The organism is Rhizobium sp. NZLR10 (assembly GCF_019685125.1).
In the GTDB taxonomy this organism is placed as follows: domain Bacteria; phylum Pseudomonadota; class Alphaproteobacteria; order Rhizobiales; family Rhizobiaceae; genus Rhizobium.
The window spans coordinates 58568-83182 of record NZ_JABDWE010000002.1; the positions used below are offsets into that span (position 1 = coordinate 58568).

At 61.6% G+C, this 24615-nt stretch carries 22 protein-coding genes; 9 read left to right on the plus strand and 13 right to left on the minus strand.

All coding sequences use genetic code 11. From position 1 onward, the window contains the following. Window position 1: 1 nt before the first annotated feature. On the minus strand, window positions 2–739 hold the full coding sequence (locus HJB82_RS03465) for an alanyl-tRNA editing protein (RefSeq protein WP_207583922.1): 738 nt from the start codon (window positions 737–739) through the stop codon (window positions 2–4). A 6-nt stretch (window positions 740–745) separates the two neighbouring features. Then, window positions 746–1783: a cysteine synthase A gene (locus HJB82_RS03470; RefSeq protein ID WP_221139585.1), complete on the minus strand. Its 1038-nt coding sequence runs from the start codon at window positions 1781–1783 to the stop codon at window positions 746–748. 226 nt (window positions 1784–2009) lie between these two features. Between HJB82_RS03470 and HJB82_RS03475 the strand changes: the two genes are divergently transcribed. Together HJB82_RS03475 and HJB82_RS03480 are read left to right on the plus strand one after the other, a co-directional pair. Beyond that, window positions 2010–2669 (plus strand): ChrR family anti-sigma-E factor, encoded by a 660-nt coding sequence (locus HJB82_RS03475; protein WP_221139586.1) that lies wholly within the window; start codon window positions 2010–2012, stop codon window positions 2667–2669. Window positions 2670–2768: 99 nt separating this feature from the next. Continuing rightward, on the plus strand, window positions 2769–3602 hold the full coding sequence (locus HJB82_RS03480) for an SDR family NAD(P)-dependent oxidoreductase (protein WP_207583925.1): 834 nt from the start codon (window positions 2769–2771) through the stop codon (window positions 3600–3602). Here HJB82_RS03480 and HJB82_RS03485 read toward each other — a convergent pair whose 3' ends face one another. The 5 genes from HJB82_RS03485 to HJB82_RS03505 all read right to left on the minus strand — a co-directional run bounded on the left by HJB82_RS03485 (window position 3603) and on the right by HJB82_RS03505 (window position 9063). Next, the gene (locus tag HJB82_RS03485; RefSeq protein ID WP_221139587.1) at window positions 3603–4862 is read right to left on the minus strand and encodes a cyclopropane-fatty-acyl-phospholipid synthase family protein; all 1260 of its coding nucleotides are present in this window, start codon (window positions 4860–4862) and stop codon (window positions 3603–3605) included. A gap of 95 nt (window positions 4863–4957) precedes the next feature. Beyond that, window positions 4958–5809 (minus strand): DUF1365 domain-containing protein, encoded by an 852-nt coding sequence (locus HJB82_RS03490; RefSeq protein ID WP_207583927.1) that lies wholly within the window; start codon window positions 5807–5809, stop codon window positions 4958–4960. Next, complete coding sequence (locus HJB82_RS03495; RefSeq protein WP_207583928.1) at window positions 5806–7137, minus strand: NAD(P)/FAD-dependent oxidoreductase; 1332 nt, start codon at window positions 7135–7137, stop codon at window positions 5806–5808. Before HJB82_RS03495 ends, HJB82_RS03490 begins: the two co-directional genes overlap by 4 nt. Then, window positions 7134–8582 (minus strand): deoxyribodipyrimidine photo-lyase, encoded by a 1449-nt coding sequence (locus HJB82_RS03500; protein WP_221139588.1) that lies wholly within the window; start codon window positions 8580–8582, stop codon window positions 7134–7136. Before HJB82_RS03500 ends, HJB82_RS03495 begins: the two co-directional genes overlap by 4 nt. 154 nt (window positions 8583–8736) lie before the next feature. Then, window positions 8737–9063 carry a hypothetical protein gene (locus tag HJB82_RS03505; protein ID WP_221116304.1) on the minus strand — a complete coding sequence of 109 codons (327 nt, stop codon included), beginning with the start codon at window positions 9061–9063 and terminating at the stop codon, window positions 8737–8739. A gap of 202 nt (window positions 9064–9265) precedes the next feature. Here HJB82_RS03505 and HJB82_RS03510 point away from each other — a divergent pair, with 202 nt between their 5' ends. Further along, window positions 9266–9577 (plus strand): hypothetical protein, encoded by a 312-nt coding sequence (locus tag HJB82_RS03510; protein ID WP_207584297.1) that lies wholly within the window; start codon window positions 9266–9268, stop codon window positions 9575–9577. Between the two features lie 122 nt (window positions 9578–9699). After that, window positions 9700–10377 (plus strand): HAD family hydrolase, encoded by a 678-nt coding sequence (locus HJB82_RS03515; RefSeq protein WP_221139589.1) that lies wholly within the window; start codon window positions 9700–9702, stop codon window positions 10375–10377. A gap of 27 nt (window positions 10378–10404) precedes the next feature. On the opposite strand, the gene HJB82_RS03520 is transcribed toward HJB82_RS03515, so the two are convergent. From HJB82_RS03520 to HJB82_RS03545, 6 genes are all read right to left on the minus strand, one after another. Continuing rightward, window positions 10405–13062 carry a nitrate reductase gene (locus HJB82_RS03520; protein ID WP_221139590.1) on the minus strand — a complete coding sequence of 886 codons (2658 nt, stop codon included), beginning with the start codon at window positions 13060–13062 and terminating at the stop codon, window positions 10405–10407. After that, entirely contained in the window at window positions 13063–13398 is a 336-nt protein-coding gene (gene nirD / locus HJB82_RS03525; RefSeq protein WP_207583933.1) for a nitrite reductase small subunit NirD, read from the minus strand. Window positions 13399–13402: 4 nt separating this feature from the next. Further along, window positions 13403–15853 carry a nitrite reductase large subunit NirB gene (nirB, locus tag HJB82_RS03530; protein WP_207583934.1) on the minus strand — a complete coding sequence of 817 codons (2451 nt, stop codon included), beginning with the start codon at window positions 15851–15853 and terminating at the stop codon, window positions 13403–13405. A 17-nt stretch (window positions 15854–15870) separates the two neighbouring features. Next, window positions 15871–17112: a nitrate/nitrite transporter gene (locus tag HJB82_RS03535; RefSeq protein ID WP_207583935.1), complete on the minus strand. Its 1242-nt coding sequence runs from the start codon at window positions 17110–17112 to the stop codon at window positions 15871–15873. A 434-nt stretch (window positions 17113–17546) separates the two neighbouring features. Then, window positions 17547–18830 (minus strand): CmpA/NrtA family ABC transporter substrate-binding protein, encoded by a 1284-nt coding sequence (locus HJB82_RS03540; RefSeq protein ID WP_221132671.1) that lies wholly within the window; start codon window positions 18828–18830, stop codon window positions 17547–17549. A gap of 34 nt (window positions 18831–18864) precedes the next feature. Continuing rightward, window positions 18865–19452, minus strand: coding sequence for an ANTAR domain-containing response regulator (locus HJB82_RS03545; RefSeq protein WP_207583937.1), 588 nt, complete (start codon window positions 19450–19452; stop codon window positions 18865–18867). On the opposite strand from HJB82_RS03545, the gene HJB82_RS03550 reads away from it, so the two are divergent. From HJB82_RS03550 to HJB82_RS03570, 5 genes are all read left to right on the plus strand, one after another. Then, complete coding sequence (locus tag HJB82_RS03550; RefSeq protein ID WP_207583938.1) at window positions 19444–19722, plus strand: hypothetical protein; 279 nt, start codon at window positions 19444–19446, stop codon at window positions 19720–19722. The two genes, HJB82_RS03545 and HJB82_RS03550, sit on opposite strands and share 9 nt — an antisense overlap. Then, on the plus strand, window positions 19709–21535 hold the full coding sequence (locus HJB82_RS03555; protein WP_221139591.1) for a TRAP transporter large permease subunit: 1827 nt from the start codon (window positions 19709–19711) through the stop codon (window positions 21533–21535). Before HJB82_RS03550 ends, HJB82_RS03555 begins: the two co-directional genes overlap by 14 nt. Before the next feature lie 16 nt (window positions 21536–21551). After that, window positions 21552–22550 carry a TRAP transporter substrate-binding protein gene (locus HJB82_RS03560; RefSeq protein ID WP_221139592.1) on the plus strand — a complete coding sequence of 333 codons (999 nt, stop codon included), beginning with the start codon at window positions 21552–21554 and terminating at the stop codon, window positions 22548–22550. A gap of 288 nt (window positions 22551–22838) precedes the next feature. Next, a complete protein-coding gene (locus HJB82_RS03565) occupies window positions 22839–23498 on the plus strand; it encodes a peroxiredoxin (RefSeq protein WP_207583941.1) in 660 nt (219 codons plus the stop codon). Window positions 23499–23647: 149 nt separating this feature from the next. Then, entirely contained in the window at window positions 23648–24604 is a 957-nt protein-coding gene (locus tag HJB82_RS03570) for a lytic transglycosylase domain-containing protein (protein WP_207583942.1), read from the plus strand. The last annotated feature ends 11 nt before the right edge of the window (window positions 24605–24615 follow it).

The window sequence follows — 24615 nt, forward strand, 5'->3', positions numbered from 1 at the left end:
GTCAGGCTTCGTCGCCGGGCGTGCCGAAGCGGATGCGGAAGCGCCGGTTCTCTTTGCCCTTCTTCTCGATCTTGGCGATGTGGATCTGCCCGACTTCCTGAGTCTCGGAAACATGTGTGCCGCCGCAGGGCTGGCTGTCAATCGACGAGTTCTCGCCGATGCAGACGAGGCTGACGCGGCCGAGCCCCATCGGCGGGCGGACATTCTTCGATTTGACGATATCAGGATTGGCCGCAAGCTCTTCGTCGGTGATCCATTGCAGGGTGACCGGATGGTTCTGACCGACCAGTTCCATCAGCTTGGCCGTGACTTCGTCTTTGTCGATCGTCTCGGTCATGTCGAAGTCGACGCGGCTTTCCTCCTCGCCGACGGCAGCCCCGGTGATCGGAAAGGAGCAGACGACTGAGAGCAGATGGCAGGCCGTGTGCATGCGCATCAGCCTGTAGCGGCGCAGCCAGTCGAGGTGCAGCACCAGCGTCTCGCCGACCACGGGCTTCGGCTCGTTTTCAAGTGGCACGTGGATGACGATATCCTTGCTCGGACCGTGCTTCGTCTGGCCAAGGGCGATCTTGGTGCCGTCGGCGCGTTCAAGCTCGCCTGTATCACCCGGCTGGCCGCCGGATGTCGCATAGAAGCAGGTCTGGTCCAGTTCGATGCCCCCATCTTCGTGAACGGCGGTGACGACCGCCTCGCATGTCGAAAGATAGAAGTCGTCACGATAGAGGGCATTGACGGGCATGGGATCTCACGCGGGCTCGTAGGGAACGTTTATATCGGGTGACGCGGCCATCCAGCTTGGAACGGGCAGCCCCTTCGACGTCAGGAAGTCCGGGTTGAAGAGCTTTGACTGATAGCGGTTGCCGTAATCGCAGAGGATCGTCACCACGGTGTGGCCGGGGCCTAGATCCCGGGCGAGATTGACCGCGCCGGCAATGTTGATCGCCGTCGAGCCGCCAAGGCACAGGCCCTCGTTTTCGACGAGATCAAAAAGATAGGGAAGCGCTTCTGCATCGGACACCCGATAGGAAAAATCGGGGGTGAAGCCTTCGAGATTGGCAGTGATGCGGCCCTGTCCGATGCCCTCGGTGATCGAGGAGCCCTCGGATTTCAGCGCGCCGTTCTGGTAGAATTCATAGAGAGCGGCGCCATCGGGATCGGCAATGCCGATCTTGACGTCTGCCTTGAAAGCCTTGAGGCCGGTAGCGACACCTGCCAGCGTGCCGCCGGAACCGACCGAGCAGATGAAGCCGTCGATCTTGCCGTCGGTATCGTTCCAGATCTCTGGGGCGGTCGTTTCGATATGCGCCTGCCGGTTGGCGACGTTGTCGAACTGGTTTGCCCAGATCGCCCCGTTCGGTTCGGTCTTCGCCAACTGCTCGGCGAGCCGGCCGGAAACCTTCACGTAGTTGTTCGGGTTCTTGTAGGGAACGGCGGGCACCTCGACGAGTTCGGCGCCGAGCAGTTTCAGAGCGTCCTTCTTTTCCTGGCTCTGCGTTTCCGGGATGACGATAACGGTGCGGTAGCCGAGCGCCTTGGCGACCAGCGTCAGCCCGATACCCGTGTTGCCGGCCGTGCCTTCAACGATCACGCCGCCGGGCCGAAGCAGGCCCTTCCGCTCTGCGTCGCGGATGATAAAGAGCGCGGCGCGATCCTTCACCGACTGGCCGGGGTTCAGGAACTCCGCCTTGCCGAGAATGGTGCAGCCGGTCGCCGCCGACGCACCCTTGAGTTTGATCAGGGGCGTGTTGCCGATGGCTTCGAGGACGGAAGGGTGGAAGGTCATGGAATCTGCCTCTATTCGAACTCTTACTTTAGGAACGGTCTTTTCCCTTCACAAGGCTGAGTTGGCAAGAAATGCTATTCCACGCCTCTGTCGGGCACGATAAAATTTGGCCTTCCTCCCCTGAAATGACGCGTAGCCGACAATCCCACCGTGCGCGGAGTGATCCGAAGATTGACTTTCCCCGTACGGATGACGACAAAGCGAAAACGGAGCGCGGCAACAGGGCGTGACCGAAACCGGCATGATTCACGAGCAGATCGATACGATCGATGCATTGATGGCGCATTATGTCGCCGGCTCCTTGCCTGAGCCGGCGCGTGTGTTGGTGCGGTCCCATCTCGAAATGACGCCGGATAATCGCAGCCTGGTCAAAAGCCTCGAGCTGCTGGCCGGGGAGGCCCTGGAAAGCGCGCCTGTTGCTGCCATTGCCGATCGCGACCGGCGGCTTTCGGCGATCTTTTCCTCGGCGCCTCCCGTCTCTGTGCCACGTGCGGCAGCGCGGCCGGAAAACGTACTGTTTCCCCAAGCGTTGCGCGATCTCGTCGGCTGCGAGGTCGAGGATGTGCCCTGGCGCAAGCGCTTGCCGGGCTTCAAGGAATATTGCTTCGATATGGACGGCTGCGAGGTCAACCTGATGTGGATCCGCCCGGGCCGTGCCTTGCCGGCGCATACCCACAAAGGCATGGAACTCATCCTCATCCTCGACGGCGCCTTCAACGATGAACGCGGCCGTTTCGGCCCCGGCGACATCTCCATCGCCGACGAGACGGTCGACCACCGACCGGTCGCCGAAAAGGACAGGCCTTGCATCGCCTTTGCCGTTTCGGACGGGCCGGTCAGACTGACGGGATCCTTTCGTCAGATGATCGGCGACCTGATCGGCTGAAAGCAGCCACAATGGTGTGATAGAGCCATAAATCCGGGAGACGCAGAGAACTTCCGGACCTGTTTTCGTGTTGGTCAGGCAGAGCCGGAGGAACATGTGATGCATGATTTCATCGCCCGTCCCGAACATGGAATCGTCTGGATCACCGGGGCAAGTTCCGGGATCGGCCGGGCGCTTGCGCTGAAGCTCGCGGCCGAAGGATACAAGGTCGCCGTTACCGCCAGACGTCACGAAAAGCTGGTCGAGCTGCAGGCCGAAGCCAGCGGTCTTTCCGGCAGTATCGTGGTTCTCGACGGCGACGTCACCGATGCCGAGGACATGGAACATGTCATGGCCTCCATCGAATATGAGCATGGCACGCTCGCCATGGCGATCCTCAATGCCGGCGTCTACCTGCCGGTCCATGCCGAGGACCTGAACCGCGCCGATTTCGAAAAAAGCTTTGCCGTCAATCTTTCCGGCGTCGTCAACTGTCTGCTGCCGGCGATCGGCCATATGAAGGCGAAAGGCCAGGGGCAGATCGCCATCGTCTCCTCCGTCACTGGCTATGGCGGCCTGCCTACGGGTGCGGCCTATGGCGCCACCAAGGCGGCGCTGATCAATATGGCCGAAAGCCTGAAATTCGATCTCGACAAGATCGGCATCCGCATCCAGCTCGTCAGCCCAGGCTTCGTCGATACGCCGGCGACGAGGAGGAACGCCTTTCCGATGCCGGCCTTGGTGTCGCCCGAAGACGCCGCCCGGCAGATTGCCGCCGGGCTGAAATTGCGGGCCTTCGAGATCACGTTCCCGAAGCGCTTCACAACCATGCTGAAACTGGCGCGCCTGCTCCCCTATGGTGCTTATTTCACGCTGGTGAACCGAGTGACCGGCTGGCGGGAGCGGCCGCCATTGACTGGTCACCATTCGGTGACGCCGCATTTAGCGGAATGATCACCGGCGCGAGAACACGACTTGGCGCACATCGATATTGCGGGCGCGGAAGCCGGCCTCGCAATAGAACAGGTAGAATTCCCAGAGCCGCTTGAAACGCTCGTCGAAGCCCATCGGGCGGATGCGCTCCCAGACCGACCAGAAGCGCTCGCGCCATTCGGCAAGCGTGCGCGCATAGTCGAGCCCGAAGCCGAAATCCTTGTCCAGCGACAGGTCGACCTTGCCGGCGAGTTCGGCCAGATGGTTGCGCGTCGGCAGCATGCCGCCGGGAAAGACATATTTCTGGATGAAGTCGGGATTGCTGCGATACTGGTCGAAGGATTCTGGCTGGATGGTGATGATCTGCAGGCCTGCCTTGCCGCCCGGCTTCAGGCATTGCCTGAGCTTGGAAAAATAGGATGGCCAGTATTTCTCGCCGACTGCTTCGAACATCTCGATCGAGACGATCCGGTCATAGAGCCCGGTCTCGTCGCGGTAGTCCTGGAAACGGAACTCGACGCGGTCGCCGAGGCCGGCTTTGCGGATGCGCTCCTCGGCGAAAGCGAGCTGCTCGCGGCTGATCGTCAGCCCGGTCACCTTGCAATTTAGCTCGCCTGCTGCGAATTCGGCAAAACCACCCCAGCCGCAGCCGATCTCCAGCACGTGATCCCCAGGCCCGATGCCGGTCGCCTCCGCGAGCGCGCGGTATTTGGCATTCTGCGCCGATTGCAGGTCGTTGGCCCCGGTCGAATAGAGTGCCGAGGAATAGGTCATGCTCGGATCGAGCCATTGCTTGTAGAAATCGTTGCCGAGATCGTAGTGGGCGGAAATGTTCCGCTTCGAGCCCGTCCTGGTATTGGTGTTCATCCAATGGCGGACGCGCTCGAAGAGGCGGCCAAGGCCGCCCTTGCCATGCGCATAGCTGTAGACGGCCTCGCCGTTGACGAGGAAGAGTTCAAGGAAGGCGGCGATGTCGGGGCTGTCCCAATCGCCGTCCATATAGGTTTCGGCAACCCCGATCGTGCCGCTCGTCAGCGCCCGATAGGCAAGATTCCAGTTGTGGAGGCTGAGCGCCGCCTTTGGACCGGCCTTCCTGCCCTCGACCAACAGTCTGCGGCCGTCGGGGAGGGTAACGGCGAGCGAACCGTGCTGCATGTGCAGAAGTCCGCGCACAGCCAGCTTTGCCTTGAAGGGCAGACCTTTCACCATGCGGGACATGTTTTCGGCCGTCAGCGTCACCGCATCACGAGCCAGCAGATTCCAGTCCTGCGCCTTACTCATCTCTCCTCCTCCAGCATTTTTTGCCGGTTAGGGGCGACGATACATCCGTGACGATGTGTTCGGGCGGCCTCCGGCCATTACATCGAAAGCTAATGTCATTCCGCCGCGTCTGCAAGCGGGCAGGGCTGGTGGATGCTGACTTCAGGCGGCGGGGCCGGACGCCTGATATAGCGCGCGCCTTTCAGCCAGAGTTTCAGCGCTTCCCAATGTATACCGGCCACGATTTTGACGGTGAGGAAAGGTATGTACGCCGTCAGCCTTAGCAGCGAGGCGCTGGTCAAGGGCTCTTGTCGCCCGGAATACGTCGCCGAAAGCAGCGGGCCTTCATTGTCGGTTTCGAGGATTCGCCAGCGGATTTCCGCGCCGGGCGGCAAGATGCGGAAATGATAGCGCCCCACCACACCGATGAAGGGCGAGACGTGGAAGAGCTTTTCGCAGCTCTGGCGAAGCCCGCTTTCCGACATCTCGCCGCGGCCGACGGGACAGACATAGCTGTGCCGCTCGCCGAAGGTGTTGCGCACCTCGTAGATCATCGCGACGAGTGCGCCACCGGCATCATAGGCGTGGTAGACGCAGAGCGGGTTGAAGACATAGCCGAGAATTCGGGGATAGCAGACGAGCAGGATCCTGTCGGCACGATCGAGCCCCGCTTGGGTCAGCAGCCGGTCGGCATAGATGCGTAGTCGCGTGTTGCCGGCATCGGCATGGTCCCTTTCGTAAAACGACACGAGATTGCCTCTGTTGACGGAAAACAGCATCGACGCCAGGTCCGCCTCATCGAGCCGATCAAGATCGACAAGCAGCGAGAAGACGCGGTAGCGGAAGCGATGGCCGAACGGTTTCATCCGTTGATGCATGATGTCGCCGACATAGAGTGCTGCCGCCGCATCCGGTGGCGGGCCGTTGGCCACCGTGTCCATGCCACGCTTTTCGCCGCGTCCTCTCATGCTGTTGCATCCGGTTGAGGTTCCCAGGTTCGGACCGTCCGCCAGGGGATGATGCCGCCCATCGCCTCCGCTGCCGCCAGGCCGGAAACGAGGCCATCCTCGTGAAATCCATATCCCGTCCAGGCGCCGGCGAAATGGCAATTGTTCTCTCCCTGAATGGCGGCAAGCGCCTGCTGCGCCTTCACCGCTTCGGTCGAAAATTGCGGATGCTCGTAGGCGAATTCCGCAAAAACCCTGCGGGGGTCCGGCTCACGATCCGGATTGAGCGTCACGAACAGCGGAAAATTGTCGTCGATGCCCTGCAGCCTGTTCATCCAGTAGGTGACGGCCACGCCTGCCTTTCCATCTACGCGGCTGGAACGCAGATAGTTCCACGAAGCCCAGACCTTGCGCCGCTGCGGCATAAGGGCTTCGTCGCGGTGCAGGACGACGCGGTTTGGCTGATAGGGGATGGCGGCAAGCAGTCTCCTTTCCCCGTCGGTAGCATCGACGAGCAGGCGGGCTGCCTGGTCGCTGTGGCAAGCCAAGATCACTTTGTCGAAGGCGTGTTCGCTGCCCGTATCGTCAATGATCGCGATGCCGCTCGCGGAGCGGCGCACGCTGCGCACGCCGCAGGAAAGCTTCATCCGTTCGCCGAGCGGCTGAAGCAGCCGGTCGAGATAGGTGCGGCTGCCGCCGGTCACCGTCCGCCACTGGTGCTGCCGGCGATAGATCAGCCGGTGGTTGTCGAAGAAATTGACGAAATGTTCGGCGGGAAACTGCAGCATGCGGGCGGACGGCGTCGACCAGATGGCCGCCGCCATCGGCAGGAGATAGTTGTTGGTGAAACCCGGCGAAAAGCCGCGCCAGTCGAGATAATCGCCGATCGAACGGGAGGCGAGATGGCCGGCCGCCCGGTCTTCGAGGCAGGTGCGGTTGAAGCGCAGGATCTCACGAATCATCCACAGGAACGACGGCCGCAGCAGATTGCGCTTCTGTGCGAAGATCGAAGACAGCCCGCCGCCGCACCATTCCAGTCTGCCGCGGTCGAGTGAGAGCGAAAAGCTCATGTCGCTTGCATGCGTGGCGATGCCGAGCTCGGCAAAGAGCGTCGTCAGATTTGGGTAATTCTGTTCGTTATAGACGATGAAGCCGGTATCGACCGCAATCCGAACCCCATCGTAATCGACGTCGACCGTCGCCGTGTGGCCGCCCGCCCGCGCTTGGCTCTCGTAGAGCGTAACGTCGTGTACCTGACACAGCGCCCAGGCCGCGGAGGCGCCCGAGATGCCGGAGCCGATGATGGCGATCTTCAGCCGGCGGGGAGCAGGACGCAAGTGCGCGTTCATGTGGCGTCCTTTGTGGCGTTGTAGGCGGCGAGCGCCCGGTTGCGCGCGCGCGTGTGGTCGACGATCGGTTTCGGATAGGTTTGGCCAAGCGTGATGCCTGCCTCGTCGAGCATGCTCTTTGGCGCTTCGAACGGCCGATGGATGTATTTTGCCCCGAGCTCTCGAAGCTCCGGCACATGAGCTCTGATATAGTCACCGTCCGGATCGAAGGTCTGGCCCTGCAGCACCGGATTGAAGATCCGGAAAAACGGTGAGGCATCGGCTCCTGAGCCAGCCACCCACTGCCAGCTTGCGGCGTTGTTGGCGGGATCGGCATCGACCAGCGTGTCGCGAAACCAGGCCTCGCCCCGGCGCCAGTCGACCATCAGATCCTTGATGAGGAATGAGGCGACGATCATGCGTACGCGATTGTGCATCCAGCCATGGTGCCAGAGCTGGCGCATGCCGGCATCGACGATCGGGTAGCCGGTCACCCCCCGGCGCCACGCGTTGAAATCGTCATCGTCGTTGCGCCATTCGAAGCCGTCGAATCGATTGTTCCAGTTTTCAGAGGCAAGCTGCGGGAAATGGAAAAGCAGGTGATAGGAAAATTCGCGCCAGGCGATCTCCTTGCGGAAATGCACGATATCGGCCGCCGGCACTTGGCTCGTAAGACCGCGTGTCGCATCCCAGATACGGGCAGGGGAGATCTCGCCAAGTGCCAGATGCGGTGACAGCATCGATGTCGCTTGCTTCGCAGGATAGTCGCGGTTCTCTTTGTAGCCATCGAGCGCTTCCTCGACGAAGTCACGTAGGTTCTGCTGCGCACCTTCTTCGCCCGGCGTCCAGAGATCGCCAAAACCCTTCGCCCAGTTCGGCTTCGTCGGCAGCAGTCTCCAGCTCTCCGGCCTTTCGGATTTTAGAAGCTGCGAGGCCAGCCTTAGTTTCGCAGGCGCGGCGAGCGGCCGCTCTGGTTCGCCGGCGGCCTCCAGCGCCCGCCAGAAAGGCGTGTAGACGCGATAGGGTGTGCCGGCGCCGGTCAGCAGCCGGGAAGGTTCGTGCAGCAGCTGGCCGCCGAAGCTTCTCGCCTCGATCGCCTGCTTTTCCAGTTCGTGCTTGATTTGGATATCGATGGCGATTCCGGATGGATCGTAGCGGCGGTTCCAGAAGACGGCTTCGGCACCACTCTCCCTGATCAAAGCGCAGAGCACCTCGAGGGCCTCGCCGCTGGCAAGCACCAGTCCTCCCTGCTGCTTGCGCAACGACCTGTCGAGCGCTTCCAGCGAATGGTGCAGCCACCAGCTTTGCGCAGCGCCCAGTGGACCGGTGCCTGCCGTGGGCTCGTTTATATAGAGGGGGATGACCGGCCGGCCGGAGAGATCGGCTGCATTGAGAGCCTGGTTGTCGTCAAGGCGCAAGTCCTTGCGAAACCAGAGAATGGCCGGTTTTGCCGCGTCCTGTGCCAATAAAGCCGTTCCTGCTTGTGTTCTTTTCGACCTGCTACGAATGTACGGAACGGCCGGATCAAAAGTTTCATCCGCGAGAACAAGCTTTGCATCGCCGTCGCGACATGAAAAAGGCCGGCGTGAACCGGCCTTTTCTGTCAGCGGAGGGTGCCTGTTAGTTGTCGTACTCGCGGCAGGCGTCGCTGATCGATGCGCCGCTCTGACCGCCGCGGGTGTCGACGCCGGACATCTGTTGCGGCATGCCGGGGCATTCCATCGATTGCGGACGGCCGATGCTTTGTGTCGTCATCGGGTCAACCGCCGTGCTGCGCACCGGATACATGCCGTTGTCACTGTTGGTGTAATCGGATGAATAGCTACCTGAACTCGGATCGGTCGAGCCGCCATTCGTCGGCCCGATCGGGTCGGGGTTCGACTGGCCAAAGGCAGACGATGCCATGCCGATCGCAAGCAGCGAAGCGGCAATAAGGGACTTGGTCATGAGGATATCCTCCTTTGATTTTCATCTTGGGTGGCCCTCGGGTAACCGCCCGCTGGAATCATTGTTCCGAAATTTGCCAAAAAACTTTTACGCGAACCTTGCATGGTTACGCATAAACCTTAACGGGCGAAGCCGCTGGATCGGCATCGCCGCCTGCCTTAATTGCTGGATAAACGCTGAAAACCGGCAGCATGAGGCCGCTATGTTCATTTCCTCTCGCGAGGCCGCAGATTTGGGCCTCCAGATTGCCCTTGCACTCGCCTTGACAGCAAGCGGCATGGCGATCGCGTCCTCTGCCGTGGGCCGCGAGAAGGACAGGATTTCTTCAATCGACGTCAGCCGCCCCTCGCTATGGACCGCCACTCCGATGCGCGTCGATCCAACCGCGCAAGCCGAGCTGCGCGCCGATACTCCGGTCGCGCGGGAGCTCGCCGCCAGCACCGATACCCTCTGCCACGACTCGATTGGTCTCCGACTCTCCTGCGGCTTACTGGCCACCCGCACGGCTTTCTAAGGCGGTTTTTGCCTTCTCAAGAGCGGCCGTCGTCTTTCCGCAAGCTTGCAAAATGCAATAATTTGCCGTTATCAATCGATAGCAACGACCGTCCGATATTCCTCCTTAAAAGGATCTACGTTTTGTCCCTGCCGATGCCCCGTGGCTTCGAGAAGCCTTATGCCGCCTTCCTGTTCGATATGGATGGCACCATTCTCAATTCGATCCAGGCGGCCGAGCGTGCATGGAGCGACTGGGCAAGGCGTCACTGGCTCGATGTCGCCACCTTTTTGCCGAAGATGCACGGATCGCGTGGCATTGACACGATCACCCGGCTGAACCTGCCCGGGGTGGACCCCGAACATGAATCCAGGCTGGTGACCGAAGCCGAAATCGCCGATGTCAGCGACGTCGTTGCCATTCCCGGTGCTGCGACATTCCTGAGTTCACTGCCTCCGGATCGCTGGGCGATCGTTACATCCTCGCCGTTGCGTCTTGCCCATCGGCGGCTGGAGGCGGCAGGCTTGCCGGTGCCGAAATTCATGGTGACGGCGGAGGATGTGAGGGTCGGTAAACCCGATCCGCAATGTTATATTCTGGGCGCCGAACGGCTCGGCGTCAGCACCCATGATTGCCTGGTGTTCGAGGATGTCGCAGCCGGCATCGTTGCCGGCGAGGCCGCCGGCGCCGATGTCATGGTCGTCACCGCTGCTCATCACCACAAGATAGAGACGCGGCATCCGACCCTCGCATCCTATGACGAGATTTCGGTGCGTATCTCAGCCGACCATAAGATGTTCATCGTCCCGAACGCGGCCTGATAGCAGCCGCGTCACGTTTCCTGCCGTTCACTCCGCGGCAGCGGCAAGACAGCGATCGATGATGCTGCCGATTTCGCTGCGGCAGGATCCGCAATTGGTACCAGCACTCGTTTCCTTGCCGACAGTCTCGACGCTGTGGCATCCGCCGTGCACGGCGGCAGCGATCTGGTTGACCCCGACGCTGAAGCAGGAGCAGACGGTGGCGCCCGGATCCGGCCTGCCGGCGCCGGGACGGCCTGCGACGAGTGCAAAGCGTTTCCTGAGGTCGCCATGCGAGGCGGAAAGCTGCGAGATCGCCCAGTTGCGGGCGACGGCGACCGGTTCGCGGGCGAGGAACAGCGCGGCGAGCAGGGTCTCGCCATCGAAGAAGGCCAGCCTGAGGTCGCCGGATTGCCGATCGGCATAACCCAGCGGCTCGATTTCATCGGGAATGGCGAAAACCGCGCGGCACCAGGCCGTCCAGTCGTCGACAGTGTTTCTGAAGGCAAGTTCCAGCCGCCAGCCGCCGTCGGCTTTCGCCAGCGCCCAATAGGCTGCCTCAGGTGTCGCCGGTTTTGTCGCCGAGACGGCGAAGCCATAATGGGTGGCGGGGAAGGGCCGAACGGCAACGGCAACGTTCTTCGACGCCGGCTGGCCGGAAAACGGATCGGTTATCGGCGCGACCACGGCGTCGATCCGCGCTTTCGCGGCGAACTGGTCGTTCCAGTGCATCGGCGCAAAGATGCCGCCGCGTGCCTGGCGATCGGTCACCAGCGCCCGGACGATCGCTTTGCCATGGGGGCTGTCGATCTCGACGAGGCCGGCGCTTGATATACCGGTCTCGATGGCGTCGCGCGGATGGATCTCGGCAAAGGGTTCGGCGATGTGGGCGGAAAGCCGCGCGCTCTTTCCTGTGCGCGTCATCGTGTGCCAGTGGTCGCGGACGCGCCCGGTGTTCAGCGTGAAGGGGAAATCGGCATTGGTGCGATCGGTTGCCGGCGGTTTCACCGCGATGAAGCGCGCCTTGCCGTCGGCATGGAAAAACCCGCCCTCGGCGAAGAAGCGGGTGATGCCGGGTGCGGTCCCTGGCGCCTGCGGCCATTGAAAGGGCGATAGTTCATCGTAGGCGCCGTCGCTTATGCCGGCACGAGCGCCGATGTCGAAATCGCGGCTGCCGTTATTTTCGAAGGCGGAGAGGGCGGCATGTTCGGCAAAGATTGCGGCCGGTGCATTAAAGTCGAAGGCGGCGGCAAATCCCATGCGGCGTCCGACCTCTGCAAGCTGCCACCAGTCGGCCTTGGCATCGCCTGATATGCCGAGAAACGGCCGTTGTCTGGAAATGCGCCGTTCGGAATTGGTAACGGTGCCTTCCTTTTCGCCCCAGCCGAGCGAGGGTAGAAGCACATCTGCGTGCCGGGTCGTATCCGTCTCTTTGAGGATGTCGGAGACGACCACGAAGGGACAGGCGGCGATCGCGCTTTCGACGCTGTCGGCATCCGGCATCGAGACGACGGGATTGGTGGCCATGATCCAGAGCGCCTTGATGCGCCCGTCGGCCACGGCGCGGAACATGTCGACCGCCTTCAGGCCCGGTTTTGCGGCGATGACCGGTGAATTCCAGAAGCGCTGCACGCGGTCCCGGTCTTGCGGATTTTCGATCGCCATATGGGCGGCAAGCATATTGGCGAGACCGCCGACCTCGCGCCCGCCCATCGCGTTCGGCTGGCCGGTCAGCGAGAACGGTCCCATGCCTGGGCGGCCGATGCGGCCGGTCGCCAGATGGCAGTTGATAATCGCATTGACCTTGTCGGTGCCGGAGGAGGATTGGTTGACGCCCTGGCTATAGCAGGTCACGACTTTCGGCGTGGTCTCGAACAGGCGGAAGAATTCCCGGATCTGCATGGCCGGCAGGCCGGTCCGCTCCAGGAGATCGTTGATATCAAGCGCCGCGGCAGCCGCAAAGGCGTCGGCGAAATCTTCCGTGTGGGAAGCGATATAATTTTGGTCGATTGCCGGGCTTGTCGCGAGATGGGCAAGCAGTCCCATGAACAGCGCGACGTCGCCGTCCGGGCGGATTGCCAGATGCAGGTCGGCGATATCGCATGTCATCGTCCGGCGCGGATCGATGACGACGATGCGCATGTTTGGCCGCGCCACCTTTGCGGCGGCAAGCCGCTGGTAGATGACGGGATGACACCAGGCGAGGTTGGAGCCGGTGAGCACCACCAGATCGGCGAGTTCGATATCCTCGTAGGTTCCGGGCACCGTGTCGGCGCCGAAGGCGCGGCGATGCCCCGCCACCGAGGAGGACATGCAGAGCCTTGAATTGGTATCGATATTGCCGGAGCCGATGAAACCCTTCATCAGCTTGTTGGCGACGTAATAGTCCTCGGTCAGCAACTGGCCCGAGACATAGAAGGCAACGGAGTCAGGCCCGTGTTCGGCGATCGTTTCGGAAAAACGCCGGGCGACCAGATCCAGCGCCTCGTCCCAACCGCTGCGCTCGCCTGCGATTTCGGGGTAGAGAAGCCGGCCATCGAGATCGATGGTTTCGGCAAGTGCCGACCCCTTCGAGCACAGCCGGCCGAAATTCGACGGGTGCTCGGGATCGCCCTTGACGCTGACTGAGCCTGCCTCGTCGACGGTGGCGAGAACGCCGCAGCCGACGCCGCAATAGGGACAGGTGGTCTTGACCTCGGCTACCATCTATTCCGCCGCCATCATCAGGCTTTCCAGGGCAATGAACAGCCTGCCGTCTTCGTTCAGCACCTGTATCGTCCGGACCTCGCCCTGGTCGGCACCGAGAGCCTTGCCGGTTTCCAGCGAGATCACCCAGTTGTGCAGCGGGCAGGTGACGGCTTTGCCGTGAACGATGCCCTGAGACAGCGGCCCGCCCTTGTGTGGGCAATGATCCTCGATGGCGAAGACCTCGTTTTCGGCGGTGCGGAAGACGGCGATTTTGCCCTGCGGTGTCTTTACGCAACGCGCCCCACGTAGCGGGATGTCGGAGATGTCGCCTATTGCGATCCAGTTCATGTCCATCTCCTTACTCTGCAGCCTGCGGATAGCCGATCGTCGCCATCGGCTTGAACTCATGCTTGTCCTTGCCGGAAACACGCTCCGACCACGGGTCGACCTGGGCAAATTTTTGGCTGAAGACGAAGCGCTCGTAATAGGCTTTGCGCTTTTCGGCATCGCCCATGATCTGCCGGCGGATTTCTTCGAGGCCAACACGCTTGGCCCACTTGTAAATGCGCTCGAGATAACGGGCCTGCTCGCGGTACATTTGCGTCAGTGCCACGATATGCTCCAGCGCCTCGTCCTCGGTCCGCACGAGCCCAAGGACCTCCGTACCCTTGATGTCGAGACCGGCGGCACCGGCGAAATGGATCTCGAAACCGGAATCGACGCAGATCACGCCGATATCCTTGCAGGTTGCCTCGGCGCAGTTGCGCGGGCAGCCGGACACGGCCAATTTCAGCTTGGCCGGCGTCCAGGAGCCCCACATGAATTTCTCGATGCGGATGCCGAGACCGGTGGAATCCTGGGTGCCGAAGCGACACCAGTCGGAGCCGACGCAGGTCTTCACTGTGCGCAGACCCTTGGCATAGGCCTGGCCGGAAACGAAACCGGCCTTGCCGAGGTCGGCCCAGACGGCGGGCAGGTCTTCCTTCTCGATACCGAGCAGGTCGATCCGCTGGCCGCCCGTCACCTTCACCATGGGGATCTCGAATTTGTCGACGACATCGGCGATGGCGCGCAGCTCGTTCGAATTGGTGACGCCACCCCACATCCGCGGAACGACGGAGTAGGTGCCGTCCTTCTGGATGTTGGCATGGACGCGCTCATTGATGAAACGCGACTGGTAGTCGTCGGCATATTGGTCCGGCCAGTCGCTGACCAGGTAATAGTTGAGTGCCGGCCGACATTTGGCGCAGCCGCAGGAGGTCTTCCATTCCAATTCCTGCATGACGGCGGGGATGCTCTTCAGCCCTTTCGCCTTGATCAGGCGGCGGACGTCGTCATGGCCGAGTTCGGTGCAGGTGCACATCGGCTGCACGGCAGCCGGGTTGTAGCTGTCGCCGAGCGTCAGCGCCATGAGTTGTTCGACGAGGCCAGTACAGGAGCCGCACGAGGCGGATGCCTTCGTGTGGGCCCGCACGTCGTCGAGCGACGTCAGCCCTTTGCCTGAAATCGTCGAGGTGATCTTTCCCTTACATACGCCGTTGCAGCCACAGATCTCCGCGTCATCCGGCAAGGCTGCAACGGCCGCCATAGGGTCCAGCGGCGACCCTCCCTGATAGGCCTGTCCGAAGATCAGCGTCTCGCGCATCTCCGAAATATCAGTCGCTTTTTTCTTCAGGTCGTTGAACCAGGCGCCGTCAGCGGTCTCGCCGTAAAGCACGGTGCCGATGATCTTGTTGTCCTTCAGCACCAGGCGCTTGTAGACGCCGGCGCTGGCATCGCGCAGCACAATTTCCTGGCGGTCGTCGCCGTCGGCGAAGTCGCCAAGGGAATAGAGTTCGATGCCGGTGACCTTGAGCTTGGTCGGTGTATCCGCATGCACGAAAGCCGGCGAGCGATCGCCCGAGAGATGTGCTGCGGCAATCCGAGCCATTTCATAGAGCGGCGCAACAAGGCCGTAGACCATGCCGCCCACCTCGGCACATTCGCCAAGCGCAAGAATATTGCCATCCGAGGTCTGCATGCCGGCATCGACGACGATGCCGCGATTGACCGCAAGGCCGGCGTCCTTCGCCAGGCCCACACTCGGACGAATGCCGACGGCCATTACCACCAGCGTTGCCGGGATGATGCGGCCGTCGTCAAGCTCGATACCCTCGACCCTGCCGTTGCCGACGATCGCCTTGGTATTGGCCTTGCAGATGACCTTGATGCCACGTTCTTCGACCGCCTTCTGCAGCAGATAGCCGGCGGCGGGGTCGAGCTGGCGCTCCATCAGCGTCGGCATGACGTGCAGCACGGTGACGTCCATGCCTCGCTGGGCAAGACCGGCCGCCGCTTCGAGGCCAAGCAGACCGCCGCCGATGACAACAGCCTTTTCGCGCGACTGAGCGGCAAGCAGCATCGCCTGCACGTCGTCCAGATCGCGATAGGTGATGACGCCCGGCAGATCCTTGCCGGGGACCGGGATGATGAAGGGCACCGAACCGGTTGCGATCACCAGCTTGTCATAGCTTTCGGTGACGCCGTGGTCGGAGGTGACGGTCTTGGCGACGCGATCGATGTTGACGATCTTGTGGCCCTTGTAGAGCATGATGCCGTGCTTGATGTACCAGCCGTCACCGTGAATGATGATCTGCTCGTAGTCCTTCTCCCCGGAGAGAACCGGCGACAGCATGATGCGGTCGTAATTGACGCGCGGCTCGGCATTGAAGATCGTAACTTCATAGCGTCCGGGCGCCTGTTCGAAGAGGTGCTCCAACATGCGCCCGGGCGCCATGCCATTGCCGATGATGACAAGTTTTTCGGTCATATTTCCAAGTCCTTAGATCAGGTTGCAGCCACGGGCGCGGAGTGCCCTTGGCGCGACAGTTGCTTTACGGACAGGTGCATCCAGATGAGAGAAGCGACGACGATTGCAAAGAGCAGCAGGAAACAGCTGGACCATAGGCCGGTCATGTCCTTGAGCAGGCCGAAGGCGATCGGCAAGATGAAGCCGCCAAGGCCGCCCATCATCCCGACGATGCCACCGACGGCGCCGACGCTTTCGGGATAGTAGGCGGGAATGTGCTTGTAGACGGCGGCCTTGCCGAGGCTCATGAAGAAGCCGAGCACGAAGATGACGACGATGAAAATGGCAGGCGTAATCGTAGCGGCCGGCAGGGACAGAATGAGGGTGGCCACGGCCGATACGGCCAGCATCGTATACATGACGCTGCGTGCGCCCTTTTTGTCCGACAACACGCCGCCGAAGGCGCGGAAGATGCTGCCCGGGATCGAGTAGCAGGCCGCAACCATCCCGGCCGTTTCCAGGTTGAAGCCGTAGACGCCGACCAGATAGCGCGGCAGCCACAGCGACAGGGCAACGAAGCCTCCGAAGGCGAAGAAATAGTAGAGCGAGAAACGCCAGACCTGAACGTTCTGCAGCGGCGCGAATTCCTGAGCCAGGCTCTTGGAGGCGACGCCGCGCTCGCGGCGAAGACGGAAGGCCGGGTCATCGGTGGTGGTGAACCAGAAGACGATTGCCATCAGCGCCAGACAGACGGCCCAGATCTCCGCAACCGCCTGCCAGCCCCATGCCAGCAGGACGAAGGGGGCGGCGAATTTGGTCACGGCCGCGCCGACATTGCCGGCGCCGAAGATGCCGAGCGCCGTTCCCTGCTTTTCCGCCGGGAAGAAGGGCGAGACATAGGCGACACCGACCGCGAAGGAGCCGCCGGCAAGCCCGACTCCGAGACCGGCAATCAGCATCTGCGAATAGGTCTGGGCGTAGGAGAGCAGGAATGTCGCCAATGCGGCGGCCAGCATGGTGATCGTGTAAACGAGACGGCCGCCGTAACGCCCTGTCCAGATGCCGAGGACGATGCGCACCAGCGAGCCGGTGAGGACCGGGGTGCCGACCAGTAATCCGAACTCCGCCTCGTTCAGGCCGAGATCCTGCTTGATGCGGATGCCGATGATCGCAAAGATCGTCCAGACGGCGAAACAGAGGGTGAAGGCGGCTGTGGAGATCCACAATGCTTTGGCTGGTTCGCCGGCGGACATAGGCTCTGCTTTCTCGATGACGGACATGGCTTCTCCGTGGCCCGACGAGGTCGTGCCGATCCATTGTTGGGGGTTAAAACAAAAAAGCCGCTGGCCAGGCCGCGCATACACGAGGTGCGCGAAGTATCCTGATCAGCGGCTTTGCTGGTGGCGCCCGTCGTTGGACGCCGAATTCATGTCAGTAGGACCTACGTCTTCAATCTGAAGAGCAATGTCTCTGTTTTGCGCGAGCGCCTAATGCGCGCTCATTGTGCTGATCGTCGTTGATCTGCGCGCTAATAACCTTGCAAGCTGTGTGCCAGATTGGTGTTTTCATATCAAGGCACTGAATAAAAACAGTATTTTTAAAAGTCTGTCGTCTGCTCGTTTTTGGGGCTACTAAAAATCGTGCAAATTTTTTGTGCGTTGCGGTGGGGCGGACGGAGATCATTGCTGGCGTTTTGTGCAGGCCGGCCTGTCGATCAGGTCTCATCGCTGTGGGAAGCGAAGGGCAGGGTGCTCCGAACGGCGAAGCCCGCAACATAGTCCGGCAATCGCGTCGGATCGAAGACGTGGTCGTCCATGAAGCGGTCGCCTTCGTCATTGCCTTCGATGCGGATATCGGCGTCATCGGGTGCGTTGTCGTCGCCGAGGGCTCTGCGATAAAGATCGGGGCGATAGGCGGATGCGGCGGCCCTTGCGCTGTTGAGGCTGGCCTCGGCCTGTCCCCAGCGGATCATTTGGCTGTAGATCCATAGAGCATGGCTTGGCCGGGGATAGTTGGCGAAACCGGAATGGAACATGAAATAGTCGGCAATGACGCGGCGGTTGCCCTTTGCATCGAGGCTGAATTCGCCGGCGAGAACACGGCGAATGATCTCGACGGGGGCGGCGATATAGCGGGAATCGGCAAGTGCTGCCGCCAGCGTGTCGTGATTGTCCGGCCGGTCGCACCAGCGGGCTGCGGCGTCGAGCGCCACGATCAGCCGGGAAACGGTTTCCGGATGGCTTTCCGCCCAGTCCGGCCGCATGCCGATCACCTTTTCCGGAGCCGATGGCCAGATATCCTGTTTGGCGGCAACGATGCGGCCGAGGCCGCGCTCCGAGGCGACCATATTCCACGGCGCGCCGACGCAGAAACCGTCGATCGCGCCGGCTGCAAGCGCGTCCGAAGTCAGTGGCGGCGGCACGACGACGAGCTTGACCTCCCTGTCGGGATCGATGCCGCCAGCCGCCAGCCAGTAGCGGAATTCGTAATTATGGGAGGAAAAGGGATAAGTGACCCCGAAGGTCGGTAGCGGCTCGCCGCGCATCTTCATCGCCGCCAGTGTCTTCGCCAAAGCTTGCGCATTGTCGAGCGCATTTGCCGTTTCCGGCAATCCCGCGTCATTTCGCATCCTGTCGAAAAGTCGCGTCGACAGCGTGATCGCGTTGCCGCCGCGTCCCAGAGAAAACGGCGTGATTGTCGGCGAGGGATTGGAGCCGAGACCCAGCATGGAGGCGACTGGCATCGGCGACAGCATGTGGGCGATATCGAACTGGCGGAATGCCAGGCGGTCGCGGACAGTCGCCCAGGAGACGTCCTTGACGAGATCGAGCGTCAGGCCTTCCTTTTGCGCAAAGCCGAATTCTGCCGCCGCAATCAGCACCGATGCGTCGACGAGCGGAATGAAGCCGGCCCGCAGCACTTTCGGCCCTTCGTTGTTCACGCGCACGGGCGAGGGCAGCCCGCCGCTAAAATTCGTCGCCTTCGTCATCATATCCACTCCGGTTCCTCCGGAAATTCACGAACGTCGGCCATTACATCAACAGCCCTGCGGCGGTGACGACGCTCTGGGCGATTTCCGACATCTTCTTCTTTTCGTTCATCGCTGTCTGGCGCAACAGGGCGAACGCCTCTTCTTCGGACAGTCCGCGCATTTTCATCAATATGCCCTTGGCGCGCTCGATGAGCTTGCGTTCCTCCAGCGCTGAGCGGGCATCGGCAAGCTCGCGCCGCAGCCGGCTGAAGGCATTGAAGCGGCTGACGGCCATGTCGAGGATCGGCTTGACACGTTCCTTCTTCAATCCGTCGACGATATAGGCCGAGACGCCGGCATCGACCGCAGCTTCGATCGAGGCCGTGTCGGAGCGATCGACGAACATGGCGATTGGCCGGCTGACCGTGCGCGTCAGCTGGAACAGATGCTCCATCATGTCGCGGTTGGGATTTTCGATATCGATGATGATTACGTCGGGCGTCAGTGTTTCGATGATTCGCGCGATGCCGTTGACCTCATGCACCACGGTGACGCGCGCATGCCCTGCCTCGCGCAGCCCTTCTTCGATGATGGAGGCGCGTATGGCATTTTCGTCGATCACCAGAATTGTCAGATCGAGATGCGTCATTATTCATTGATGACGCACTGCAGCAATTTTGGCAAGGTGTCGCCTGAAAAACGTGCATCAACGCAAATGCCTAAAAAACAATCAAATGCTGCACTTTTGGGCTTCTCCATTCAACAGACCGATGTCGATAGCCCGATTTTTCTGGCCCGTTGCCGCTTGAGGAAGCGCTCCGTTTCGGCGAAAAGGCGTGACGCTCTCGACCGCGATCTTTTTGAGGATCAGGAGTGCCAGATCCTCTGGGCAGAAGGTAGGTTTATTGGCCACCAGTGAAGTTCGTCCGATCGAACGGGTCGGGGACGATGGGCTTGCGGCGCGGGCGCTGCGGGCTGTTGAAGCGATCCTCGGCATTGCCGCGGCATCCGTTCTCGCCGTGTTGCTGTTCATGGTGCTCGTCACGGTCTGCCTGCGTTATTTCCTCGGCACCGGCTTCATCGGTGCCGAGGACCTCGGAGTCTGGCTGCATGTGGCACTGATCGCACTCGGCGCGCCGCTCAGCCTCAACAGCGCGCTTGCCATGCGCCTCGACGTTTTCGTCAGGATGCTGCCGGAAAGCCTGCAGAAGGTCACGCGGATCGGCGCCGATATCTTCACCGTGCTTTCCGCCTTGATCCTGAGTTTCGGCGGCAACCAGATCATGACGATGCTCGGCGGTATCTCGCCGACGCTCGGTCTGCCGGAATGGATCCGCTTCGGCTTCCTCGGCGCCGGCGGCGCGCTGATCCTCGTCGTATTGCTTCTGCAGCGTATCGCCGACGGCAAGGTCCTGCCGGTAACGCTTTCGCTTGCGCTGGGCGTCGCGCTCTATGCCGGCATCCCGCATATCTCAATTGATCTCGACTGGCCGCCAAGCATTTTCCTCGGGTTGATCGCGGCGATCGGTCTCGTGCTCGCCGCGCCGCTGCCGCACGCCTTTCTCGCCGCGGCCTATGTCGCCATCGCCTTCGGCAGCAGCCTGCCGGAAGCGGCGATCGTTTCCTCGACCGTCACCGGCATATCGAAATTCCTGCTGCTCGCCATTCCCTTCTTCCTGCTCGTCGGCGGCCTGCTGACGGCTTCGGGCGTCGCCAATCAGCTCGTCCGTTTTGCTGCCGCCATGGTTGGTCATCGCCGGGCCGGACTGGCGCAGACGACGCTTTTGACCAGTGTTCTCTTTTCCGGCGCTTCCGGCTCCTCGGTCGCAAATGCCGCTTTCGGCGCGTCGACCTTCCAGCCCGAACTGGTCAAGCACGGCTATCGACCGGCGCAGGCGGCGGCGATCATCGCCTCGACATCGGTTCTCGACAACATCATCCCGCCGTCGATCGCATTTCTCATCCTTGCCTCGGCGACCAATCTTTCCGTCGGCGCACTGCTCGTCGGCGGCTTTTTTGCCGGCTGCCTGATGGCCATATGCCTGGCGGTTGCCATTCACCTGACGGTCACCGAACAGGTGCCGTTGCCGCGCGCGACCGCGAGACAGCGCTGGCAATCGGCGGTCCAGGCGATCCCCGCCTTCGGCCTCGGCGTCATAGTCGTCGTCGGCATCCGTATCGGCATCGTCACGACCACGGAGGCAGCAGCACTCGCCGCCTTTTACACGCTGCTGCTCGGCATCGGTGCGCGCCTCGGTTTCCTCTCGCTCTATGTTGCCTTTCGTCAGGCGGCGGTCGAGGCAGCGGCGATCGGTCTCCTGATCGGCACGGCCGGCCCCTTCGCCTTCCTGTTGGCGGTCGATGACGTGTCCTCGCTGATCTCGCATCTGACGACGGCGCTCGGCGGCAGCGCGCTTGCCGTCATTCTTTTGTCGAACGTCATTTTGCTGTTCGTCGGTCTCGTTCTCGACATCGGTGCCGCGATCCTGCTCTTCGGCCCGATCCTGCTGCCGGCAGCGGTTGCCGCCGGCATCGATCCCATCCAGTTCGGCGTGATCATCGTGGTCAACCTGATGATCCACGGACTGACGCCGCCGCTCGGCATGCTGATCTTCGTCGTCAGCGGCGTCACCCGCATTCCCGCCTCAGAGCTCTTCCGGGCCGTCGTTCCTTATCTGCTCGCCCTTCTGGTCTCGCTCGCAATCCTTTGCGCCTGGGCCATCATCGTCTAACGAACAGGACAACCCCATGGACAATCTCAACCGACGCCATTTCCTGAAGACCGCAGCGCTCGCCGGAACGGCGCTCGCGGCGCCCGCTTTCGTCCGCACGGCCGCCGCCCGCACGACGACGATCACGATTGCCTCGCTGCTTAACGACGACAAGCCGGAAACGAAGATCTGGGTGAAGATCGGCAAACTGGTCGAAGCCAAGCTTCCCGGCCAGTTCAAGTTCAATATCGTCAGGAACGGCGCGCTCGGCGGCGAGAAGGAAGTGGCCGAGGGCGTGCGCCTCGGCTCGATCCAGGCCAGCCTCTCGACGGTCTCGTCGCTCTCCGGCTGGGCGCCGGAATTGCAGATCCTCGATCTGCCCTTCCTCTTCCGCGATGCCGACCATGTGCGCAGGACCGTCAGCGGCGATGTCGGTGCCGATCTCAAGCAGAGGCTGCAGGCGCAGAATTTCGTCGTCGGCGATTTCATCAATTATGGCGCCCGCCATCTCCTGACCAAGGAACCGGTGACGCGGCCCGAGCAACTCAAGGGCAAGCGCATCCGCGTCATCCAGAGCCCGCTGCACACCAAGCTCTGGAGCGCGTTCGGCACGACACCGATCGGCATTCCGATCACCGAGACCTACAATGCGCTCGCAACCGGCGTCGCCGACGCGATGGACCTGACCAAATCGGCCTATTCCGGCTTCAAGCTTTATGAGGTCGTGCCTGATATGACCGAGACTGGCCACATCTGGGCATCCGGCGTCATCTATTATTCCTCGACCTTCTGGGCTGGCCTCAATGACGAGCAGAAGGCGGTGTTCCAGCAGGCTTCCAGCGAAGGCGCCACCTATTTCAACCAGCTGATCGTCGACGACGAGGTGAAGTCCGTCGAGACGGCGCTTGGCCATGGCGGCAAGCTCTTGAAGCCGGAAGCCTTCGATGAATGGCAGAAGGGCGCGCAGGGCGTCTGGGCCGATTTCGCGCCTATTGTCGGCGGCATCGACAGGATCAAAACCGTGCAGGCGGCTTGAATGAGGGCAGGGCGGACCCCTGATGTTTCAGATAAGGCCGATTGAAATATCGGCCCTGTCATCGCTCGGATGCATCGGAAAAATAATGCCGCCGTAGGCCTGAAATCGAAAGAGCATGCCTTCGGTGATCGTGGTATATGACGTACTTAAAATCCTGGAATGGGAAGTTTTTATCTTCGGCCGGTGCGATCCTGTTGACCGCAATCTCGTGACCGCTTCCGGCGGACGGATCCCATGGCCTCGATTTGAGATGATCAAGATTTAACACAAGGCTTTGGAGGGCCGACCATGAGCTTACGCATCAACGATATTGCTCCCGATTTTACCGCCGACACCACACAGGGACCGGTCAGCTTCCATGATTGGATCGGCAGTGGCTGGGCCGTCCTGTTCTCGCATCCGAAGAATTTCACGCCTGTCTGCACGACCGAGCTCGGCGCCATGGCCGGCCTGGCCGGGGACTTTTCCAAGCGTGGTGTCAAGATCATCGGCATCTCCGTCGATCCTGTGGAAAGCCATGCCAAGTGGAAGAACGACATCAGGACCGCCACCGGCTTCGACGTCGATTATCCGCTGATCGGCGATAAGGACCTCAAGGTCGCCAAGCTCTACGACATGCTGCCGGCCGGCGCCGGCGAGAGCTCGGAAGGCCGCACGCCCGCCGACAACGCAACGGTGCGTTCGGTCTTCATCATCGGTCCCGATAAGAAGATCAAGCTGATCCTCACCTATCCGATGACGACGGGGCGGAATTTCAACGAGATCCTGCGCGCCATCGATTCCATCCAGCTGACGGCCAAGCACCAGGTGGCGACACCGGCGAACTGGAACCAGGGCGAGGACGTCATCATCACCGCAGCGGTTTCCAACGAAGACGCAATCACGCGTTTTGGCTCCTTCGATACGGTTCTGCCGTATCTCCGGAAGACCAAGCAACCGACGGCCTGACCGCTGTATTCAAAGCTTTCCTGAAGCCGCCGCGGCCATCTGGCGCGGCGGCTTTTTCGTGCGGGCATTGCGGAAATGGCAAGCTTCGCGCCTTGATCGATGCTATCTAGGATCACCGTCGCGATGGAAGTCGAACCTGCTGAGATCCGATGATAGGGCGAAAGCGTCAGTCCGGCATTGGGAGGAGAACGGCGAAGGCCATGCTTTCGCTCTGCCTTCTGTTTTCCGCCGCAGCCAGTGGAAAAGCCCAGCCGGAAGAAAGCGCTGCCGAGCCGGCCTGTCTCTACTCCGGGCCTTCGGCGTCGGGATCGGGCGAGACACTCTGCATCCGTAAGGACAATTTCAATCGCGACCTTTGCGTCGCGATCGAGCATTTCGCCAGCGCCAATCAATTGCCGCCGGATTATTTCGCCCGTCTCATCTGGCGCGAAAGCACCTTTCGCCCCGATGCCGTGAGCTTTAAGGGAGCGCAGGGGATTGCGCAGTTCATGCCCGGAACGGCGAAACTGCGCGGCCTTGAGGACAGCTACCAGGTGCTGGAAGCCCTGCGGAAATCGGCGCAGTATCTCGATGAATTGCGCAATCGTTTCGGCAATCTCGGCCTTGCCGCCGCTGCCTACAATGCCGGCGAAAACGGCCTTTCTTCTTACCTCGCGTCAGGAAGATTACCTTACGAGACGCGCGGCTACGTCATGGCGATCACCGCTCATACGGTGGAGGAGTGGAAGGACAATCCGCCGGAAGATGCGGCCGCCCCGCTCGACAAGGACAGGCCCTTTCTCGAGGGTTGCGTGGCGCTTGCCGAACGCCGGATATTGAAGGACACGCCTTGGCGTCCGGAGGGCGATTGGGCGCCCTGGGGCGTCCAGCTTGCCGCGAACGCGGATGTCGCGGTGGCCCGGCGTATGTTTCTCGATTCGGTGCAGGATCTGCCTGCGCCGCTCAATGCGGAGCAACCGCTGATCCTGCGACAGCGTGATCGCAGCTTCGGCTTTCGCCCGCGTTATGCTGCCCGCATCGGCCGGCAGACGCGCCCGGAAGCCAACAACCTCTGCAACCAGATCCGCAGTCACGGCGGCACCTGCCTTGTTTTCAAGAATCGATAGCGGGGCCGCTT

What these genes read in the sequence shown, in the direction of transcription:
- HJB82_RS03535 (WP_207583935.1), bottom strand. Translation starts at nt 17,112, where the DNA reads ATGTCCGTCATCGAGAAAGCAGAGCCTATGTCCGCCGGCGAACCAGCC.
- HJB82_RS03545 (WP_207583937.1), bottom strand. Translation starts at nt 19,452, where the DNA reads ATGACGCATCTCGATCTGACAATTCTGGTGATCGACGAAAATGCCATA.
- HJB82_RS03480 (WP_207583925.1), top strand. Translation starts at nt 2,769, where the DNA reads ATGCATGATTTCATCGCCCGTCCCGAACATGGAATCGTCTGGATCACC.
- HJB82_RS03560 (WP_221139592.1), top strand. Translation starts at nt 21,552, where the DNA reads ATGGACAATCTCAACCGACGCCATTTCCTGAAGACCGCAGCGCTCGCC.
- HJB82_RS03510 (WP_207584297.1), top strand. Translation starts at nt 9,266, where the DNA reads ATGTTCATTTCCTCTCGCGAGGCCGCAGATTTGGGCCTCCAGATTGCC.
- HJB82_RS03570 (WP_207583942.1), top strand. Translation starts at nt 23,648, where the DNA reads ATGATAGGGCGAAAGCGTCAGTCCGGCATTGGGAGGAGAACGGCGAAG.
- HJB82_RS03495 (WP_207583928.1), bottom strand. Translation starts at nt 7,137, where the DNA reads ATGAACGCGCACTTGCGTCCTGCTCCCCGCCGGCTGAAGATCGCCATC.
- HJB82_RS03550 (WP_207583938.1), top strand. Translation starts at nt 19,444, where the DNA reads ATGCGTCATTATTCATTGATGACGCACTGCAGCAATTTTGGCAAGGTG.
- nirB (WP_207583934.1), bottom strand. Translation starts at nt 15,853, where the DNA reads ATGACCGAAAAACTTGTCATCATCGGCAATGGCATGGCGCCCGGGCGC.
- nirD (WP_207583933.1), bottom strand. Translation starts at nt 13,398, where the DNA reads ATGGACATGAACTGGATCGCAATAGGCGACATCTCCGACATCCCGCTA.
- HJB82_RS03565 (WP_207583941.1), top strand. Translation starts at nt 22,839, where the DNA reads ATGAGCTTACGCATCAACGATATTGCTCCCGATTTTACCGCCGACACC.
- HJB82_RS03520 (WP_221139590.1), bottom strand. Translation starts at nt 13,062, where the DNA reads ATGGTAGCCGAGGTCAAGACCACCTGTCCCTATTGCGGCGTCGGCTGC.
- HJB82_RS03470 (WP_221139585.1), bottom strand. Translation starts at nt 1,783, where the DNA reads ATGACCTTCCACCCTTCCGTCCTCGAAGCCATCGGCAACACGCCCCTG.
- HJB82_RS03490 (WP_207583927.1), bottom strand. Translation starts at nt 5,809, where the DNA reads ATGAGAGGACGCGGCGAAAAGCGTGGCATGGACACGGTGGCCAACGGC.
- HJB82_RS03505 (WP_221116304.1), bottom strand. Translation starts at nt 9,063, where the DNA reads ATGACCAAGTCCCTTATTGCCGCTTCGCTGCTTGCGATCGGCATGGCA.
- HJB82_RS03465 (WP_207583922.1), bottom strand. Translation starts at nt 739, where the DNA reads ATGCCCGTCAATGCCCTCTATCGTGACGACTTCTATCTTTCGACATGC.
- HJB82_RS03485 (WP_221139587.1), bottom strand. Translation starts at nt 4,862, where the DNA reads ATGAGTAAGGCGCAGGACTGGAATCTGCTGGCTCGTGATGCGGTGACG.